13 protein-coding genes and 2 tRNA genes are annotated in these 18300 nt (G+C 34.1%); 7 read left to right on the top strand and 8 right to left on the bottom strand.

Features of this window, described 5'->3' with window-relative positions:
- Nucleotides 1-118 precede the first annotated feature (118 nt).
- Nucleotides 119-1201, top strand: coding sequence for a glycosyltransferase family 9 protein (locus tag J7574_RS22155; RefSeq protein WP_290974102.1), 1083 nt, complete (start codon nt 119-121; stop codon nt 1199-1201).
- Between the two features lie 134 nt (nt 1202-1335).
- Here J7574_RS22155 and J7574_RS22150 read toward each other — a convergent pair whose 3' ends face one another.
- From J7574_RS22150 to sppA, 3 genes are all read right to left on the bottom strand, one after another.
- Nucleotides 1336-3939: an AsmA-like C-terminal region-containing protein gene (locus J7574_RS22150; RefSeq protein WP_290974099.1), complete on the bottom strand. Its 2604-nt coding sequence runs from the start codon at nt 3937-3939 to the stop codon at nt 1336-1338.
- Between the two features lie 173 nt (nt 3940-4112).
- Entirely contained in the window at nt 4113-5060 is a 948-nt protein-coding gene (locus J7574_RS22145) for an alpha/beta hydrolase (protein WP_290974095.1), read from the bottom strand.
- A 10-nt stretch (nt 5061-5070) separates the two neighbouring features.
- The gene (gene sppA, locus J7574_RS22140) at nt 5071-6828 is read right to left on the bottom strand and encodes a signal peptide peptidase SppA (protein ID WP_290974092.1); all 1758 of its coding nucleotides are present in this window, start codon (nt 6826-6828) and stop codon (nt 5071-5073) included.
- A gap of 138 nt (nt 6829-6966) precedes the next feature.
- On the opposite strand from sppA, the gene folK reads away from it, so the two are divergent.
- Complete coding sequence (gene folK / locus J7574_RS22135; RefSeq protein WP_290974090.1) at nt 6967-8100, top strand: 2-amino-4-hydroxy-6-hydroxymethyldihydropteridine diphosphokinase; 1134 nt, start codon at nt 6967-6969, stop codon at nt 8098-8100.
- A gap of 86 nt (nt 8101-8186) precedes the next feature.
- Here folK and J7574_RS22130 read toward each other — a convergent pair whose 3' ends face one another.
- The 3 genes from J7574_RS22130 to J7574_RS22120 form a co-directional block, all read right to left on the bottom strand.
- Nucleotides 8187-10370, bottom strand: a complete 2184-nt coding sequence (locus J7574_RS22130) for a T9SS type B sorting domain-containing protein (protein WP_290974087.1) — start codon at nt 10368-10370, stop codon at nt 8187-8189.
- Between the two features lie 42 nt (nt 10371-10412).
- Nucleotides 10413-10949, bottom strand: a complete 537-nt coding sequence (locus J7574_RS22125; RefSeq protein ID WP_290974084.1) for an RNA methyltransferase — start codon at nt 10947-10949, stop codon at nt 10413-10415.
- Between the two features lie 75 nt (nt 10950-11024).
- Nucleotides 11025-11456, bottom strand: coding sequence for a DUF1573 domain-containing protein (locus J7574_RS22120; RefSeq protein ID WP_008467274.1), 432 nt, complete (start codon nt 11454-11456; stop codon nt 11025-11027).
- A 158-nt stretch (nt 11457-11614) separates the two neighbouring features.
- On the opposite strand from J7574_RS22120, the gene mutS reads away from it, so the two are divergent.
- The 4 genes from mutS to J7574_RS22100 all read left to right on the top strand — a co-directional run bounded on the left by mutS (nt 11615) and on the right by J7574_RS22100 (nt 15093).
- On the top strand, nt 11615-14221 hold the full coding sequence (mutS, locus tag J7574_RS22115) for a DNA mismatch repair protein MutS (RefSeq protein ID WP_290974079.1): 2607 nt from the start codon (nt 11615-11617) through the stop codon (nt 14219-14221).
- 161 nt (nt 14222-14382) lie between these two features.
- A tRNA-Gly gene (locus tag J7574_RS22110) sits at nt 14383-14455 on the top strand.
- Nucleotides 14456-14470: 15 nt separating this feature from the next.
- A tRNA-Leu gene (locus tag J7574_RS22105) sits at nt 14471-14556 on the top strand.
- Between the two features lie 156 nt (nt 14557-14712).
- A complete protein-coding gene (locus J7574_RS22100) occupies nt 14713-15093 on the top strand; it encodes a DUF1508 domain-containing protein (RefSeq protein WP_290974076.1) in 381 nt (126 codons plus the stop codon).
- A 127-nt stretch (nt 15094-15220) separates the two neighbouring features.
- On the opposite strand, the gene J7574_RS22095 is transcribed toward J7574_RS22100, so the two are convergent.
- Both J7574_RS22095 and J7574_RS22090 read right to left on the bottom strand, forming a co-directional pair.
- Nucleotides 15221-15436, bottom strand: a complete 216-nt coding sequence (locus J7574_RS22095; RefSeq protein WP_008467260.1) for a hypothetical protein — start codon at nt 15434-15436, stop codon at nt 15221-15223.
- A 338-nt stretch (nt 15437-15774) separates the two neighbouring features.
- On the bottom strand, nt 15775-17004 hold the full coding sequence (locus tag J7574_RS22090; protein WP_290974071.1) for a glycosyltransferase N-terminal domain-containing protein: 1230 nt from the start codon (nt 17002-17004) through the stop codon (nt 15775-15777).
- 136 nt (nt 17005-17140) lie between these two features.
- Between J7574_RS22090 and J7574_RS22085 the strand changes: the two genes are divergently transcribed.
- A complete protein-coding gene (locus tag J7574_RS22085) occupies nt 17141-18271 on the top strand; it encodes a DegT/DnrJ/EryC1/StrS aminotransferase family protein (RefSeq protein ID WP_290974068.1) in 1131 nt (376 codons plus the stop codon).
- Nucleotides 18272-18300: the final 29 nt, after the last annotated feature.

Genomic DNA, 18300 nt, shown 5'->3' with positions numbered 1-18300 from the left:
TGTAACAAATGCTTATTGGAAGAATTTATTTTTAAAAAATAAAAGGAGGTAGATTTGAGTCTGCCAGTATTTTTAAATTTTAATTAAGATTTTGTAATCCCCCTAAATTATTCCATAAATGAGTGTTTTAAACAAAATAAATGTACACAGGCGAAGCATAATGCGGAATCTGACTAAGAATGTTGGAAAGGCCAATATGCAGGACGACTTTATTTTGGTCGATAAAAGCGAAATAAAAAGAGTTCTTATTTGCAGACCAAATGGAAGGCTAGGAAACCTTTTATTAATTACTCCGCTTGTTCAGGAAGTGTCTGAGATGTTTCCAAATTGTAAAATTGATTTATTTGTAAAGGGCACAGTAGCTCCGATTATTTTTGAAAAATATGATGTCATTGACAAAATAATTCCTCTGCCTAAAAAACCATTTAAAAGTTTGATCGCTTATTCAAAAGTTTGGATTTCGTTAAAGAAAACACCTTACGATTTAGCGATTAATGTAGATCAAAACTCCTCTTCGGGCCGGTTAGCGGTTCAGTTTTCAAATGCCAAATACAAGTTTTTTGGCGATTCGAATGAAGAGACGACAGAACAAAAAAATGATTTTGAGCATATTGCAAAATACCCAGTTTACAATTTTCGAAATTATTTGGCAAAACTCAGAATGCCAACCAATAGCAACAAAATAATTGCTCCTTTAGATCTTAAACTAACGACATCTGAAGTTGCTGAAGGCAAAAAAATATTAAGCGGAATTACAAATAACGATAAAAAAACAATTTGCATTTTTACCTACGCCACAGGAACAAAGTGTCTTTCGGAAGAATGGTGGGAAGAGTTTTATTCTCAACTTATAGCAGAATATAAAGATTATAATATTATTGAAATTTTGCCTGTAGAAAATGTGTCACAAATTGGATTTAAAGCTCCAACATTCTACAGCAAAGACATTCGAGAAATAGGATCTGTAATTGCAAATGCAGACTTGTTTATTGGTGCCGACAGCGGAATTATGCATTTGTCTAGCGCAGTACATACGCCAACGATAGGATTGTTTTCTGTATCTAATCTGAAAAAGTACGAACCTTACGATAATTGCAGCATTGGAGTAGATGTGAATCTGTACACCCAAAAAGAATACATAAAAACGATAAACTCAATTTTGAATAACGGTAGATTAAATAATTATTCAAAAGCAATATAAAAACAACAAAAAATCCTGTTCTTTCGGAACAGGATTTTTTGTTTAGGTTCTAAGATGCTGAGATACTAAGGTTCTAAGTTTTTTTAGCTTTGAGAAGCTCAGTACCTTAGCGTCTTAGAACCTTAGAGCCTTTTTTATGGATTTTTCTTCTTAAACAATCCATTCAATAAATCACTAGCTTTTTTAGTTACTTCTTGAGTTTTTTGCTCTTTCTCGGTTTTTGCAGCCTGAGTCGTATCTTTTGCTTTAGTGTTTTTATTGATTAAATCGGTAAGTGCTGAAGTTCCTTTTTGAGTCAGTTTTTCTTTTTGCTGATTTACCAATTGTGTTGTTAAATTGCTCACAGCAGCTTTCATATCTGTGCTCACTTTAGGATTTGAAAAGTTACCAGTCAAAGAAGCATTAATTGGAATATTTTCCAATTTAGCGGCATCTGCAGGTGATAATTTTGCAATTAAATTATTGGCCTCAGTTCCTAAATATTTAGCAGGAACATCAAATTTAATGTTATAATTCATCGTTTGGTCAAAACCGTGAGTTCCGCCAATTGTAGCTTTAATATCTTGATATTTGATGTCAAATGGTTTTACATTTACTTTTCCGTTATCAAAGGTCAAGGCCATTTTTAAATCGTTTAGATTCAATTTATTTAAATCTAAGAATTTCACATTTGAAGTAAGCGAATTTAAAACTGTTGAGTTTTTAGCATTTACTGTAGTCGATAATAATTGACCTAATAAATCTCCTGAAATCGATTTTAAATCTGGAGTCAATTCTTTGGCATCCAAATTACCATTCAATTTAATAGTCGAATTTAATTTTCCGTTGATGATTCCAGCAATTGGAGCGATTTTTTTCATCATATCCAACTGTGTAAAAGTTTGTGCAATATCAACTTGATTGAATCCTAAATTCATATCAAAAGTAGGCACTTTTTCTTTTGTAGAAACAGCTCCGTTAAGACCGATTGATCCGCCGAAGATATTTGTTTTAAAGTTTTGAAGAGTTGCTTTTTCGTCTTTAATAATCAATGTTCCAGCAACGTCTTGAAGTTTTAAATTATCATATAAAACCGTTGTAGCTTTGGCATTTAAAGTACAGTTTAAGAAAGCTGGAATTTTCATTGCATCAGCTGGTTTTGCTGGAGTTTTAGTTTCAGTTTTTGCAGGTTCGCCAGAAGTCATAAAATCATCAACAGCCAATTGTTTTGAACTCATATTGAAGTTTCCTTTCAGTTCTTGTTTCTTAAACATAAAACCATAGAAATTCTCTAACACTCCGTTAATGCTGATATCACTTTTTCCTGTTGTTGCATCAAATTGTTTTAAGTTGATTTTGCTTGGATTAAATTCAACCAAAGCCGTGCTGATGTTCATCGATTTGTTGTTCTCATCAGTATATTTAAATCCTGACAAACTCATTGTACCAGCGTTTTTGATGTTTTGGTATTGGCTTTTTTCTACTGAAGCCATATCAAAATTGGTCGTAACGTCTGCTTTTAAAATACCAGCCAAAGGTTTATCCATTTTAATAGGATAGGCTTTTGAAAGATTGGCCAAGTTGATTGTTCCTTTTAAAGCCGCATCAATAATCGGATTTACCGTTATGTTTTTGATATTCGCTTTAGCGCTAAAAACATCCTGGTCAATTCTAAAAGATAGCTTATCTAGGTTAACATAAGTATCATTTAAAATACCAGTTTCGTTGATGATTTTCGTGTCAATTACAATATTCTGAACCGATTTTGGCAGGTTAGGATATTGAAACGAAGAATTGTTTGATGCGATTTCGATATTGAATTTAGGAACCGTCGTATCTGTCAATTCTCCTTTTGCAAAACCATTTACAGTAAAATCTCCAGTTGTTTTTACACCTTCTAAGCTAGAAGCGTAAGCCGAAGGAATTAAACCTAAGAAATTGGTAAATGATGAAGTAGGAGTTTTAAATTTCAAATCGTAAATCTGAGCTTTTTCTGCCATTTGAATGAATCCGTCAAACTCCAAAGGCAATTGGTTGATTAAAGCTTTGTTTTCTTTGAAAGTATATTTGCTCTTCTCTAAATCAATTCCAAGAACGGCATCTAGAGTAAGTTTTACATTTTTCATGTAGTTCATTTTATCCATGTCCAATGAAACTTTAGCTGTAGATTTTGTAGCCAAATCTAGCTTTGAATTGGTAAAATCTCCAGTTCCTTCGTGATTTAAACTGTCAATTACCATTTTAATTTTAGAGCCTTGATCGATATATCTAAAAGTAAAATTTTCAATTTTATAGTTTTGGATTTTCAATGCAAGCGGTTTGCTAGCTTCGTCTTTTTTATCGTCTTTTTTGTCTTTTAAAGCAATATCAAAGTTTCCAACACCATCTTTATTGAAAATAATATTGATTAATCCGTTTGTAGAACTAATTCCCTGAATGCTTAAAGGCTCATCTTTTCCTTTGAAAAGCTCTTTTACACTCATTTTTAAATTCAATTCTCCTAGCGAAACCAATGTGTCGCCTTCAAAAGGAGCTTTGTTGATGATAACTAATTTTTCGATTCCAACCGTTGCGTTTGGAAAATTTTTGAATAAACTTAAATCGGCATCTGTAAAACTTACTTTGGCATCAACACTTTCGTTGATAGCTTCGACGATTTTAGCCTTGATTTGGTCTTTAAACAAAAACGGAATGGCAAATAATGCAGCAACAAATACCACAATTACTATGGCACTTATTTTTAAAACTTTTTTTAGCATATAAATAGATTTGAGGGTTTAACGTGTTAAAATCGACTCTTGCAAAAATAGTTTTTTTTACTAGAGTTTGCAGATAAAGTTTTCTTAATTTTGTAAGAATTTTATTTAAATTTATACGAAAAAAATCCGTTGAGAAATACTTTCAAAACGGATTTTTAACTGAATTTATTTTATTATTTCTGAATAAATGAAACTATTTTCTCAACTAGAACTTCCGAAATAGGAAGCGTTTCATTATTGTAAGTAGCTAAATTAGCTTCCTGATTGCCATCAACAATTTTCATAATATGATTCATCTTATCGATAATTTGCAAATCTGTATTTTTATTGGCTTGTTTTAAATTCTCTGCATCTTTTACAGCAATCTGGATATCATTATTTCCTTGAAGGATTAAAACAGGAATGGTAAGCTTCTGTATTTCGGTTTGCGGATTGTATTTGAACCACGAAATCAAATAAGGCTGAATGCTTGGTCTAAAAAGAGAATTCAGCATCGGGTCTACTTTTTTGACTGTAAATCCATTTTTCAAACTATCGATAATCGGGTAAGTCATGTCATTAAGCTGTTTCATTGACCTTGCGCCAATTTGCGTTTTCAGAATTTGATCTGCTGGCTCGCCCGCTCCTGCAATAGAAACAAATTTGTCTGCTTTTGCACTGGCAACCATTCCAATCAAAGAACCTTCGCTGTGACCGATTATGATTATTTTAGAAAAACGTCTGTCTCGTTTTAAATAATTAATCCAGCTTTTGGCATCTTGAATATAATTTTCAAAAACCAGACTGCTTTCAGAACCGCCTGCCGCTTTGCTTTCTCCAATAGCTCTTTTGTCATATCGTAATGATGCAATTCCGTGTTTTGCTAAAGCTTCTGCCAGCATTTTTAACGAATTGTTTTTCATCATCGGATTATTCCCGTTTCTGTCCGTTGGGCCAGAACCCGCAATGATTAAAGCAACTGGAAATTTTTTGGTTAAATCGGGAGTGGTCAGCGTACCAAAAATTTGGTCATTGTTTATTTTTAATATCGCTGGCGTTTCCTTAAAAGTGATTTCTTTTGTAGTTTGAGCATTTAAAAAGCTCCAAAATAAAACCGTTAAAAAAAGAATTACTTTATTCATTTCAATTCAATTAATAAATATTGATTCCGTAAGGCAATATCGCTTGCACTCCTTTTTGTTTTTGAAATTTCTTAACCTGTTCAAGCAGAAGGTAATTTTCCTCTCCGATTTCTTCTTTTATGAAAGCTTCTTTCGATTTTGCAAAAGGAAGATTTCCAAGCAAGTCGTTTAATGTTTTTTCGTATTCAGGATAATTCTGAGTGCTGTATTTCTTTACTTTAGCGATTCTAGCCGCTTCAGCGATTGCATCATTCAATCCGCCAATTTTATCCACCAAACCAATTTTTAAAGCTTCAGTTCCAGACCAAACTCTACCTTGCGCAATTGAATCAACTTGAGCAAAAGTCATTTTACGGCCTTCTGCAACATGAGTAACAAAAGTGTTGTAAATTTTTTCTACTCCTTCTAAAGTAAAAGCTTTGAACTTTTCGTCAACAGGCAAAAACGGACTGTAATTTGCAGCGTTCTCGTGCGTTTTAACTTGCTCGGAATTAATGCCTAATTTGTTGGCTAACGGACTGAAGTTTGGCAACATTCCGAAAACTCCGATCGATCCTGTAATAGTGTTGTTTTCAGCAAAAATTTTATTGGCGTTGCAGGCAATATAATAACCGCCAGATGCAGCATAATTACCCATAGAAACCACCACAGGTTTAACTTTTTTGGTAATTTCTATTTCTCTCCAGATTAAATCAGAAGTTAGTGCGCTTCCTCCTGGGCTGTCAATTCTAAGAACTATGGCTTTCACATCGTCATTTTTTCTTGCTTCTTGCAAAGAACGACGCATAGAACCTTCTCCAATTGTATTAACATCTCCTTCACCGCTTCCAATTTCTCCTTGAGCGTAAATAATCGCAATCTGATCGGTTGCAGAATTAGCCAAAGCTGTTGTTACGTGATTTTGAGTATAATCTGAAATAGAAATTTTATTGTAATCTTCATCTTTGTCTACTTTTAATGCTTTTCTAATGGCATCGTGATAAACATCTTCATAAGCTACAATATCTACTAAATGCTGTTGTTTTGCCATTTCAGGAGTTCTTGCCAAAAGGCCATTTGCAATTTCGTTTAATTTTGGCAACGGAATATTTCTGCTCTTTGAAATATCAGCAGAAACGGTCGCCCAAATCGAACTTAAAAGTGCGGTAATCTGCTCTCTGTTGGCATCGCTCATTTTATTGTCTAAGAAAGGCTCAACGGCACTTTTGTATTTTCCGTGGCGAATAACCTCCATATGAATTCCAGATTTATCTTGAAAATCTTTGAAGAACATCACTTCAGAAGAAAGGCCTTTAAAATCTAAATCTCCAGCAGGATTTAAATAAATGGTGTTGGCAACAGAATTTAAATAATATTCTTTTTGAGAATAGGTGTTGGCGTAAGCCCAAACAAATTTTCCTGATTTTTTGAAGCTTTCTAGAGCGTTTCTTAAATCTTTGTATTGTGCCAGACCAAGAGATGATTCGTCATTTAAAATCGAAATTCCTTTAATGTTGTCATCTGTTTTTGCAGCTTCGATAGCGTTAAGCACATCGGTCAAACCAATGCCTTTTTTGTCTGAAAAGACACTTACCCAAGGATCTTTATATTTCCCTGCGTAGTCGTTTTTAATTTCTTTTAAATTCAATTCAATAACCGAATCAGATTTGACAGAAACTGTGTCATCGCTTCCGAAAATAGCGCTAATAAAGATTACTCCGAAGAAAAAGAGCATCATAAAAACAAAAATACCAATTACTGTGGCAATTACATTTCCTAAAAACTTCATATGTATATTTTTTTTATAAGTATCAAAAAAGAACAAAATGTTACAAACTAGACATCTAAATTTAGGATTGAATTTGAGACGTCGTTTCACAAATATATTGGTTAATTCTAAAATAGTTTTAGTTAATTTGCATTAATTATGAAATTACAGCATCAAGTCGTTTTATCGATAGGCAGCAACCAAGGCAGCAGACTAGAAAACATTCAAAATTGTATCGATTTGATACATCAAAATGTGGGGACTGTTATTCAGGTTTCAAAACTTTACGAAACTCCTGCATGGGGTTTTGAGAGTGATGCTTTTTATAATTGCGCGCTTCTTTTGCACACCAATTCTTCTGCGCAAAAAATACTCAATCAAATTTTAAAAGTCGAGAAAGAACTGGGAAGAATCCGTTTGAATCAAGAGGGATATCAATCTAGAATTATCGATGTTGATTTGATTGCTTTTGATGATGAAATAATTGAGACTGAAAAATTAAAGGTTCCGCATCCGCTAATGCAAAATAGAAATTTTGTTTTGCTTCCAATGCAGGATTTAAAGTTAAATTGGAAACACCCAATTTTACAAAAAACAATTTCTGAATTAATTGCCGTTACTCCAGATGATAGTGTTTGTACAGTGGTGCAGAAATTGAAAAGTCCAATTGCCGAAATTCTTTTAAACCAATTTAATTATGTTGCTTTTGAAGGAAATATTGGAGCTGGAAAAACCACTTTGGTGCATAAAATAGCAGAAGATTTTAACGGAAAAACGGTTTTAGAACGCTTTGCTGATAATCCGTTTTTGCCAAAATTTTACAAAGATCAAAACCGATATGCGTTTCCATTAGAAATGTCTTTTTTAGCAGATCGCTACCAGCAACTGGCTGATGATTTGGCGCAGTTTGATTTGTTCAAAGATTTTATTGTTGCTGATTATCATATTTTTAAATCGTTGATTTTTGCAAAAATAACCCTTGCAGAAGATGAATATCGTTTGTACAGAAATCTATTTGATATCATTTACAAGGAAATGCCAAAGCCAGATTTGTATATTTATTTGTATCAGAATACAGAGAGATTGCTGCAAAACATCAAAAAGCGTGGGCGTATTTATGAACAGAATATTGAAGCCACATATTTAGACAAAATTAATAACGGCTATTTGGAATACATAAAATCTCAAACCGATTTGAATGTTTTAATAATTGATGTTTCGGATCGCGATTTTGTAAAAAAGCACGAAGATTACCTTTATATATTGAATGAAATTAAGAAGAAGCTTAATTGAAATGTGGCAATTAGAAAATGGGATAATTAGATAATTGCTTTAGAATTATCTAATCATCAAATTGGCACATTCTCTCATTACAAAAATTATCTTTTTAATGTAAAATGTCCTCTTAATATTGGCGTTGAATCATCCACTTTTAAAGCATACCAATAATCGGAAGCAGGAAGCGGAACTTGATTAAAAGTGCCATCCCAACTCATTTTGAAGTGGCTTAATTGTGCTATTAATTTTCCATAGCGATCAAAAATAGTAACTACTGCCTGAGGATAATTTTCCATCCCGGTTACTTCCCAGACATCGTTGTAGGAATCGTTGTTTGGCGTAAAAAACGGAGGGAAAACAAGAACTACAAATTGTCTAGAAGTTCCTCCACATTTTTTTGCTCTTGCGTATGCTGTCTGAAGTCCGCCTGGAACATCATAGAAAACGTTAGAATCTTGAAAAAAGGCACCGTCGACAGAATATTCAAAATAATCTTCTGCTTTTACGGGATAAATAATGGCTCTTGTTCCTTCAACATCCACTCGAGCAATTTGTGGGATCTTGTGTTCTTCGACTGTTATTGTTTTGGTGCTTTTGCAACCTTCAGGACTTGTAACATCAACAGTATATTTGCCAGCCTTATCAACGGAGATCGTTCGAGTAGTTTCATTATTATTTGACCATAAATAAGTCATTCCAGAAATTCCTGCATCTAATGTTACATTTCGAAACTGGCATAATGTCAAAGTCTCATCTGTAACCGCTGGAGGAGTGTTGATTACAATGTTTATCGGAGTTCTAGTTGTATTTATACAGAAACCATTTGATGCTTCGGCATAGTATGTGGTGTTTGTCGTAATTGTTGGAGTTGTAAAGGCTGTTCCCACATAAAGACTTGTGCCTCCTGTTGCTGAAGCATACCAGTTTATAGAACCAACATTTGAAGTCGCTTTTATAGTTAAACTTCCTGGACCACAATTGGTATAAGTGTCTTGTTCTGCAACAGTAATTGATGGAGTTGCATTTACCGTTGCTTTTACTGACTTGCGATTTGATTCACAACCAGCATCGACATAATAAGTGGTAGTTGTGGTTAATGCTGGTGTAGTGTAAGTTGAACCTGTTGCTAGTAAATTGCCGCCAGTAACGGCATTAAACCATCTTATGGTTGCTCCAGAAGTTGCTGTTGCATTAAAAGTAAAACTCCCAGAATCGCAGGCAGGAGCTGGGTCAATAGCTGGTGTTGCCACAGGAATGGTAATTTTGGTGCTGGCGGCAATTTCAAGCGGTGCTTCGCCAGGCATTCCGCCATATTCCACAATATAGCCTTTCGGCTGATAATTACCTGCAGGGTCTCCAGTATTTGATAAGTCGTTCCAAGAACCTCTTATTCCAGCTCCAGGTTGAGTAATGTGTGCATAATCTTCATCTCCAAGCTGATTGGGTTCACCTGTATTCCAAAAAGCAAAATTTGGAGTCGAGCCGTTTGCGGTTCCATTCCAAAAAACAGTTCCTGCTTCTGGACCCGTAACCCATTTCCAAACGCCTTCTGTTTCGGCATCACTTCCTCCAATCCATCCAGTTCCAGAAGCTTGTTCGCCAATTAATTTTGCTTCGTCGGCAGACGAAATAGTAGCCAAATATCCTTGAAGGCCGTAGTACGTGCTCGATGCGGCAAGGTTGCGTGCATTTGTCCAAGTAACGCCTACATTGGAAATAAACAGGTAATAATGTCCTGTTGAAGGCAAATAATTTGCTTGTCCAATTGTAATAGAGAAAGTTCTTGTTCCACTTGCGGTTGCAGACGAATTGGTAAAGACAACATCTTTTACTGCTGAAATAAAATCATCATAAGGAATTTCTGTTGCTGCATTTGTTCCTGATAATTTTAGCTTCCCGGAATTGGCGTCCCAACTAGTTATAATGTTTGGGTGTAAAGTCGGATTTGTTAGTTCTAATCGGTCAAAACCATTAGAGTATCCAGATGAAATCTGGATGTATAGTTCTTGTGTGCCATTTTCAGCAGCGTCATGGCGAATTGTAAAATCAGTGACAATATTAATCGATGTTTGCGGACAGTAAAGCTGATCTCCCTGTGCAATGAGTTTAGGAGGATCAATTGCAAAATTGGATTTCTTTAGTTTTTTTGTTTTTTGACTAATGGTGGTTTTTTGGATATGTTTATTTTTTTTGTTAAAAGCTTTTGAGTTTTCATTTGAATTTGAAATATTAAAACTTAAAACAGAAAAGAAAAGAGAAATAGTTGTTAATTTGATATTTTTCATTCGCTAAAAATATCAATTAATTGAGAATAAAAAAATAAATTTTTATTCAGGCCAGTTTATTTTTTGAAATAAATCCCAAACCACAATTCCGGCACTTACAGAAATATTAAGAGAGTGTTTGGTTCCCAACTGTGGAATTTCAATACATCCGTCACAGATGGCAACAGCTTCTTGTGATACGCCATACACTTCATTTCCAAAAACCAAAGCATATTTCTGATTTTTCGCCACTTTAAAATCCTGAAGAAAAATAGCACTTTCCACTTGTTCAATGGCCATCGTAAGAACATTTTCTTTTTTTAAGTTTTCAATAACCTCTAAAACATTTTCATGATGTTCCCACGCGACAGTTTCGGTTGCGCCAAGAGCGGTTTTATGAATTTCTTTGTTGGGAGGAGTTGCGGTAATGCCGCATAAAATGATCTTTTCAATCAAAAACGCATCAGCAGTTCTAAAAACAGAGCCAATATTGTGTAGGCTTCTAATATCGTCTAAAACTAATATTAAAGGGGTTTTCTCTGATTTTTTAAAATCTTCAATCGATTTGCGATCTAGTTCGCTGTTTTCGAGTTTTCTCATTGTTTTTGAATTGTAGTCATAAAAAAAGCTTCCAAAGATAAGGAAGCTTTTTGATTATTTTAAATGTTTCTCAGATTAGCTTTTTACTGGATCTGGTAAAACAGTACCTTTAATAGTAAGGATTTTTGTTGGTTGCCCTTCAGCATTAGAAGTTACAGTTACTGTTTTTGTAAAAGCACCAACTCTGTCAGTAGCATATTTTACACCAATAACACCTTTAGCTCCTGGAGCAATTGGCTCTTTTGGAGTAGTTGGAACAGTACATCCGCAAGATCCTTGAGTGTTAGTAATGATTAATGGTTTTGTACCATTGTTAACAAAAACGAATTCACGTTTTCCATCAGCATTGTGAGCGATAGTTCCGTAATCGATAGTTTCAGTTTCGAAAAGCATTCCAGCTCCTTCAACTTTAGCAACTTTAGCAGCTTTAGCTTTTTTAGTTGTTTGTGCATTAGTAGCCGTAATACCAGCTACAGCCAACATAGCGAATAAGATTATTTTTTTCATCTTTAAGGGTCTTTTTTTAAATGATAAACAAAGCTATATAAAATTCTTAAATGAGTAACTAAAAATATCTTAAAATATTTTAATTTTTGAAGCTTTCGATATGCCACTAAAAAATCATAAATTCGCTGTCTTAATTTTTCATTTAAAACTATTACAATTTGGCAGCTAAAGAGAAAGTGGTGAAGGAAACACCTTTAATGAAACAGTACAACGAAATCAAGGCTAAATATCCTGATGCATGTCTGCTTTTCAGAGTAGGAGATTTTTATGAAACCTTCGGAGAAGACGCCATTCGAGCTTCTAAAATTTTAGGGATTACTTTAACTAAAAGAGGAGCAGGGTCTGATACCGAAACAGCATTGGCTGGGTTTCCGCATCATTCTGTAAATACTTATTTGCCAAAACTGGTAAAAGCCGGACTTCGTGTGGCAATCTGCGATCAGCTGGAAGATCCTAAAATGACAAAAACTATCGTAAAAAGAGGTGTGACAGAACTGGTAACTCCAGGAGTTTCTTTAAACGATGAGGTTTTGCATTCTAAATCTAATAACTTCTTAGCATCTGTTTATTTTGCTAATAAAAATATCGGAATTTCATTTTTAGATGTTTCGACTGGAGAGTTTTTAACGGCTCAGGGAAATGCAGAATACATTGATAAATTATTGCAGAACTTTAATCCAAGTGAGGTTTTGGTTCCGAAGAACAATAAGAACGACTTCAAGACTGCTTTCGGTGAAGATTTTCATAGTTTTTACTTAGAAGATTGGATTTATAAAGAAGATTATGCTTTAGAAACTTTAACGAAGCATTTTCAAACGAATTCTTTAAAAGGATTTGGTGTTGAAGAGTTAAAAGAAGGAATTATTGCTTCTGGTGCAATTTTATATTATTTATCAGAGACACAACATAATCGTGTGCAACATATTACGGCGATTCAGCGTATTGCAGAAGATGCATACGTTTGGATGGATCGTTTTACAATTCGAAATTTAGAATTGTATCATAGCTATAACCCAAATGCGGTTACGCTTTTGGATGTTATCGATAAAACGCTTTCTCCAATGGGGGGACGTTTGTTGAAGCGTTGGTTGGCTTTGCCTTTAAAAGATGCTAACAAAGTAAAAAGCCGACATGAAGTAGTAGCGTATTTAAAATCAAATCCTGAAATTCTGCATAATATTCAATATCAGATTAAGCAGATTTCAGATTTAGAGCGTTTGATTTCTAAAATTGCGGCAGGAAAAGTGTCACCAAGAGAAATTATTTATTTGAAAGAATCTCTGGATGCGATTATTCCAATTAAAATATTGGCGCTTGAAAGTCCGCAGGAAGCTGTAAAAGTAATTGGTGACAGTTTGCATGCCTGTGATTTGCTTCGCGAAAAAATTAAAACAACTTTAAATCAAGATGCTCCTGTTGCTATTTCAAAAGGAAATGCTATTGCGAGCGGAATTAATGAGGAGTTAGATGAATTACGCGCAATTTCAACTTCTGGAAAAGAATTTTTGGAAGGAATTGAAAAAAGAGAATCGGAGCGAACAGGAATTTCTTCATTGAAAATCTCTTTTAATAATGTTTTCGGATATTACATCGAAGTTAGAAATACACATAAAGACAAAGTTCCAGAAGAATGGATTCGTAAACAGACTTTGGTAAATGCAGAGCGTTATATAACCGAAGAATTAAAAGAATACGAAACTAAAATTTTAGGAGCAGAAGAAAAGATTTATAAAATAGAAAGCGAACTTTTCGAACAATTGGTAGCGTGGATTGGAACTTATATAAAACCAGTTCAGATGAATGCCTATTTAATTGCGCAGTTAGATTGTTTGTGTTCGTTTACCCAAATGGCTGTCGAAAATCAATATGTATGTCCTGAAATTGATGATACTTTTGAGTTAGACATTAAAAACGGAAGGCATCCTGTAATTGAAAAGCAATTGCCAGTTGGAACGCCATATATTGCAAATGATGTTTTCTTAGATAGAGAAACACAGCAAATTATTATGATCACCGGGCCTAACATGTCGGGTAAGTCTGCTATTTTAAGACAAACGGCTTTAATTGTGCTTTTGGCTCAAATGGGAAGTTTTGTTCCTGCTGATAGTGTTAGAATGGGAATTGTAGATAAAATATTTACCAGAGTTGGAGCTTCGGATAATATCTCGATGGGAGAATCTACTTTTATGGTCGAAATGAATGAAACCGCTTCGATTTTGAATAATATCTCTGATAGAAGTTTAGTGCTATTGGATGAGATTGGAAGAGGAACGAGCACTTATGACGGAATCTCAATTGCTTGGGCAATTGCCGAATTCTTACACGAACACCCAGGAAGAGCAAAAACGCTTTTTGCAACGCACTATCACGAATTGAATGAAATGACGGAATCGATGCCAAGAATCCAGAATTTTAATGTTGCGGTAAAAGAATTAAAAGACACTGTTCTTTTCGTTAGAAAATTGGTAAAAGGAGGAAGCGCACACAGTTTCGGAATTCACGTTGCGAAAATGGCAGGAATGCCGCAATTGGTTATTTCGAAAGCGCAGAAGCTTTTGAAGAAATTAGAAAAGAATCATTCAAGTGATGCTTTGAATGGAATAAAATCGGCCAATGAAGAAATGCAGATGAGTTTCTTTAATTTGGATGATCCTTTGCTGGAAGAGATAAAAGAAGAAATTCTCAATCTCGATATTAATGCAATTACACCAGTAGAAGCGTTGATGAAACTGAATGAGATCAAAAGAATGTTGGTTAAAAAATAAAATATAAAAATTTTCAATTTTAAAGTTTAGGTTATCAGAAAGTTATAAAATAAGTCGATTTTTTTTTGAAAAAACGCTTGTGTAATTGAATAAATGTCCTAAATTTGCACTCGCAATACGAAACAAAACAAGTGTTGCGGTTCTTAATAAAATTTGAAAATGCGAAAATAGCTCAGTTGGTAGAGCGCGACCTTGCCAAGGTCGAGGTCGCGGGTTCGAGCCCCGTTTTTCGCTCTAAAACCATACAATGCTCGGATGGTGAAATTGGTAGACACGCTGGACTTAAAATCCAGTGAACAGCAATGTTCGTGCGGGTTCAAGTCCCGCTCTGAGTACTAAAGCCTCTTCTTTTGAAGAGGCTTTTTTTATTGGAAAAATCTAAGCTTTGTGGTTTTTAAGGGTTTGGATTTTGGGAAATCTCAGTATCTTAGAATCTTAGTGGCTTAGCGTCTTAAAAAAAAAATCAACAATCTAAAATCTAAAATTTGTAAATGGGTGCTTTTGTAATTAGCAAGCGATTTAATGATGAATATAAATTTACTTTTACTTCGCGAAAGGGGAAAGTTATTTTTACGAGTTTGAGTTATGAGTTGAGGTTTGAGTGTGAAGAAGATATTGAGAAATTTAAAGCAAATATTGACTTTGCGAAGTTTTTGAAATTTAAAGGCTCTGGAGGAAAGTATTTTTTCAAATTGATGTTAGGTGATGTGCACTTTGCTACAAGTCGAAAATACAGTACAGAATTGCTTCTGCAGAAAGGGATAAAAGAGATTGTGACTTATTCGTCTAGGTCCGAAATTTTAGATTTCTCGTCGAGCGAATCGATTTTTGGAGATGAGGAGCCTGAGGAAGAGGATGAGGCTGCTGAATAATAATAAAAAAAAGCGTTCGCAATTGCGGACGCTTTTTTTTATTTTATGGTGTTGATTAATCGAAAAATTAATCATAAAAAAAACCATCTAAAAGATGGTTTTAAAATCGTTAGAACTTAGGTTCTAATTATTTTTTTACTTCTTCTACTTTAGCAGCAGCAGAGTCAACTTTAGCAGCAGCAGAATCAACAGTTGCAGCAGCAGAATCAACAACAGCAGCAGCTGAATCAACAGCAACAGCAGTAGAATCTACAGCAGGAGCTTCAGCAGCAGCGTCAGCTTTTTTACAAGATACAACAGTTAATACAGCAACAACAGCTAAACTTAAAAATACTTTTTTCATCTTACTTTATTATAAAAGGTTAATTATTAATTCGTGGCAAAGATATAAATTTTTTAATATGTAAAATATTTTTTCACTTTTTTTTTAAAATATTTTCCTTACTCACGTTTATCTTATTTATCAAAGAATATGCCAAAAATATAAATTTTTCTTAAATTATCTAATTTATTGTGTAAATAATTTTTCATTAAAAAATCTTTATAAAAGTAGCCTGTTTTAATTCTCTTACTTGTGGTTTATTTTGTTTTTTAAGACTATTTATTTAGATCGCTCTAAGATAAAAATGAGCTTATTTGTATTCCTTTTTTAATTTTAACACTTTTAAATCGGTCCAAAGGTCATGGAATAAGTTGTATAATGGTTTCAGTAGCGCCTTTGTTATCTTGAATAAATTTTCTGCAGATTTCGCTTTTTTCTTCTAGGAAGTCTTTGTCGTTTAATAATCGATCTAAAACGTCTTTTAATTCTGCGATAGTTGTTATTGGCATACAGCCGCCAATTTCAACTAAATCAATTGCTTCAGCAAAATTTGAATAGTTTGGGCCAATTACGATTGGAATTCCAAAAGTGGCTGGTTCTAGAATATTGTGTATTCCTGGGGTTCCAAATCCGCCACCTACGTAGGCTATCGTTCCATAACTGTAAATTTTAGTCAAGATTCCGATGGTGTCAATTATAAAAACACTATAAGTAGAAAGGTCTTTGGTGTCTTTTTCTGAAAATAAAACGGTCGATTTTGTAATTTTCGACTGTAGATCTGAAATCTGATCCGGTTTAATATTGTGTGGAGCGATGATGAATTTTACATTTTCGGGAGCCTGATTGATGTATTCTGCTATTAAGGCTTCATCTTTTGGCCAAGAGCTTCCAACAACAATTGTTGGCTGATTGTTTTTGAAATTTTCAATATAGTCCAATTGATTGTCTCTTTCTAAAATGGCATTTACACGGTCAAAACGGGTATCGCCAGAAACAATGGCATTTTTAAAGCCAAGGCTTTCTATTTTTTCTTTCGATTTTTCGTTTTGAAGAAAGAAATAGGTAAAAGCGTTTAGCGCTTTTCTATAAAATCCGCCATACCATTTAAAAAACATTTGATTGTCTCTGAAGATTCCAGAAATCAGATAAGTTGGTATTTGGTGGTTTTCAAGTTCTTTTAAATAATTCAACCAAAATTCATATTTAATAAAGAATGCTTGTTCTGGGTGAACTAATTGGATAAACTTCTTTGCATTGCTTTTTGTGTCCAAAGGCAGGTAAATCGTCACGTCGGCTACTGTGTTGTTTTTGCGAACTTCGTATCCAGAAGGTGAAAAAAAAGTTACAATAATTTTATGAGAAGGATATTTTTCTTTAATTTTTTCTATAACGGGAAGTCCTTGTTCATATTCGCCTAATGAAGCAGAATGAAACCAGATTGTTTTGTCTAGAGGCTTTATTTTTTCTTGTAGTGTGTTAAAAACACTTTTTCGGCCTTCTACAAAAAGCTTAATTTTCGGACTAAACAAGGCTATGATTCTTAAGAAAAATCCTGCGATATGTATGGCTAAGTTGTATAAAAAAAGCATGTAATTTTTTTTGCAGCTAAATTACATTTCTTTGAACTATTTTCATTGGTTTGAAGGGATTAATAACTATTTTTGTTCCTCCTTTTAGAGATTTCTGTCTAAAAACAGTGTCTTTAATTTTTAAATAGATTCAAAAATGAAAAAAATCCAAATGGTTGACTTAAAAAGTCAATACGAAAAAATAAAATCTACTGTAGATGCTTCAATTCAAGAAGTTTTAGATACAAACACTTATATCAACGGACCTTTGGTTCATCAGTTTCAAAAAAATCTTGAGGATTATTTAGGAGCAAAACATGTTATTCCTTGCGCAAATGGTACAGATGCTTTGCAGATTGCCATGATGGGATTAGGTCTTCAGCCAGGAGATGAAGTTATTACTGCCGATTTTACTTTTGCTGCTACTGTTGAGGTTATTGCATTATTGCAGTTAACACCAGTTTTAGTTGATGTTGATTTGCATAATATGAATATCGATATTGATGCTGTTAAAAAAGCAATCACTCCAAAAACAAAAGCAATTGTTCCAGTTCACTTGTTTGGACGTGCTGCCAATATGGATGCGATTATGGAAATTGCAGCTCAGTACAATTTATATGTAATTGAAGATAATGCTCAAGCAATTGGAGCAGATTATATTTCTAAATCTGGAGCAAAAGCTAAAGTAGGAACTATTGGCCACGTTGCGGCGACTTCTTTCTTCCCATCTAAAAACTTGGGATGTTATGGAGACGGAGGAGCAATTTTTACAAATGATGATAATTTAGCGCACATCATCCGCGGAATTGTAAATCACGGAATGTACGAACGTTACCATCATGATGTTGTGGGAGTTAATTCGCGTTTAGACAGTATTCAAGCAGGTGTTTTAAATGCAAAATTGCCTCTTTTAGACCAGTATAATGCTGCTCGTCGTTTGGCGGCAACAAAATATAATGCGGCATTTGCTGGAAATGCAAAAATCATAACTCCTGATTTTGACGCCAATCAAAACGATCACGTTTTTCACCAATATGTATTAAGAATTATTGATGCAGATCGAAATGCGTTGATGCAGCATTTGTTGGATAAAGGAATTCCATGTGCGATTTATTATCCAATTCCGTTGCATTCTCAAAAAGCATATTTAGATCCGCGTTACAAAGAAGAGCAATTTCCTATTACCAATCAATTGGTTCAAGAAGTTATTGCATTGCCAATGCATACAGAGCTTGATGACGAGCAAATTAAATATATTACAGACAGTGTAATTGAGTTTTTAAAATAAGAAAGTCTAAGTATTAGCCAAAATATAAC

It is taken from the genome of Flavobacterium sp., assembly GCF_017744675.1.
Lineage (GTDB): Bacteria > Bacteroidota > Bacteroidia > Flavobacteriales > Flavobacteriaceae > Flavobacterium.
The sequence above is the reverse complement of the archived record's forward strand: the minus strand, read 5'-3'. Positions and strand labels throughout refer to the sequence as shown.

Coding starts and splice junctions, on each gene's coding strand:
- J7574_RS22155 (WP_290974102.1), top strand. CDS start 119: ATGAGTGTTTTAAACAAAATAAATGTACACAGGCGAAGCATAATGCGG.
- J7574_RS22150 (WP_290974099.1), bottom strand. CDS start 3,939: ATGCTAAAAAAAGTTTTAAAAATAAGTGCCATAGTAATTGTGGTATTT.
- J7574_RS22145 (WP_290974095.1), bottom strand. CDS start 5,060: ATGAATAAAGTAATTCTTTTTTTAACGGTTTTATTTTGGAGCTTTTTA.
- sppA (WP_290974092.1), bottom strand. CDS start 6,828: ATGAAGTTTTTAGGAAATGTAATTGCCACAGTAATTGGTATTTTTGTT.
- folK (WP_290974090.1), top strand. CDS start 6,967: ATGAAATTACAGCATCAAGTCGTTTTATCGATAGGCAGCAACCAAGGC.
- J7574_RS22130 (WP_290974087.1), bottom strand. CDS start 10,370: ATGAAAAATATCAAATTAACAACTATTTCTCTTTTCTTTTCTGTTTTA.
- J7574_RS22125 (WP_290974084.1), bottom strand. CDS start 10,949: ATGAGAAAACTCGAAAACAGCGAACTAGATCGCAAATCGATTGAAGAT.
- J7574_RS22120 (WP_008467274.1), bottom strand. CDS start 11,456: ATGAAAAAAATAATCTTATTCGCTATGTTGGCTGTAGCTGGTATTACG.
- J7574_RS22100 (WP_290974076.1), top strand. CDS start 14,713: ATGGGTGCTTTTGTAATTAGCAAGCGATTTAATGATGAATATAAATTT.
- J7574_RS22095 (WP_008467260.1), bottom strand. CDS start 15,436: ATGAAAAAAGTATTTTTAAGTTTAGCTGTTGTTGCTGTATTAACTGTT.
- J7574_RS22090 (WP_290974071.1), bottom strand. CDS start 17,004: ATGCTTTTTTTATACAACTTAGCCATACATATCGCAGGATTTTTCTTA.
- J7574_RS22085 (WP_290974068.1), top strand. CDS start 17,141: ATGAAAAAAATCCAAATGGTTGACTTAAAAAGTCAATACGAAAAAATA.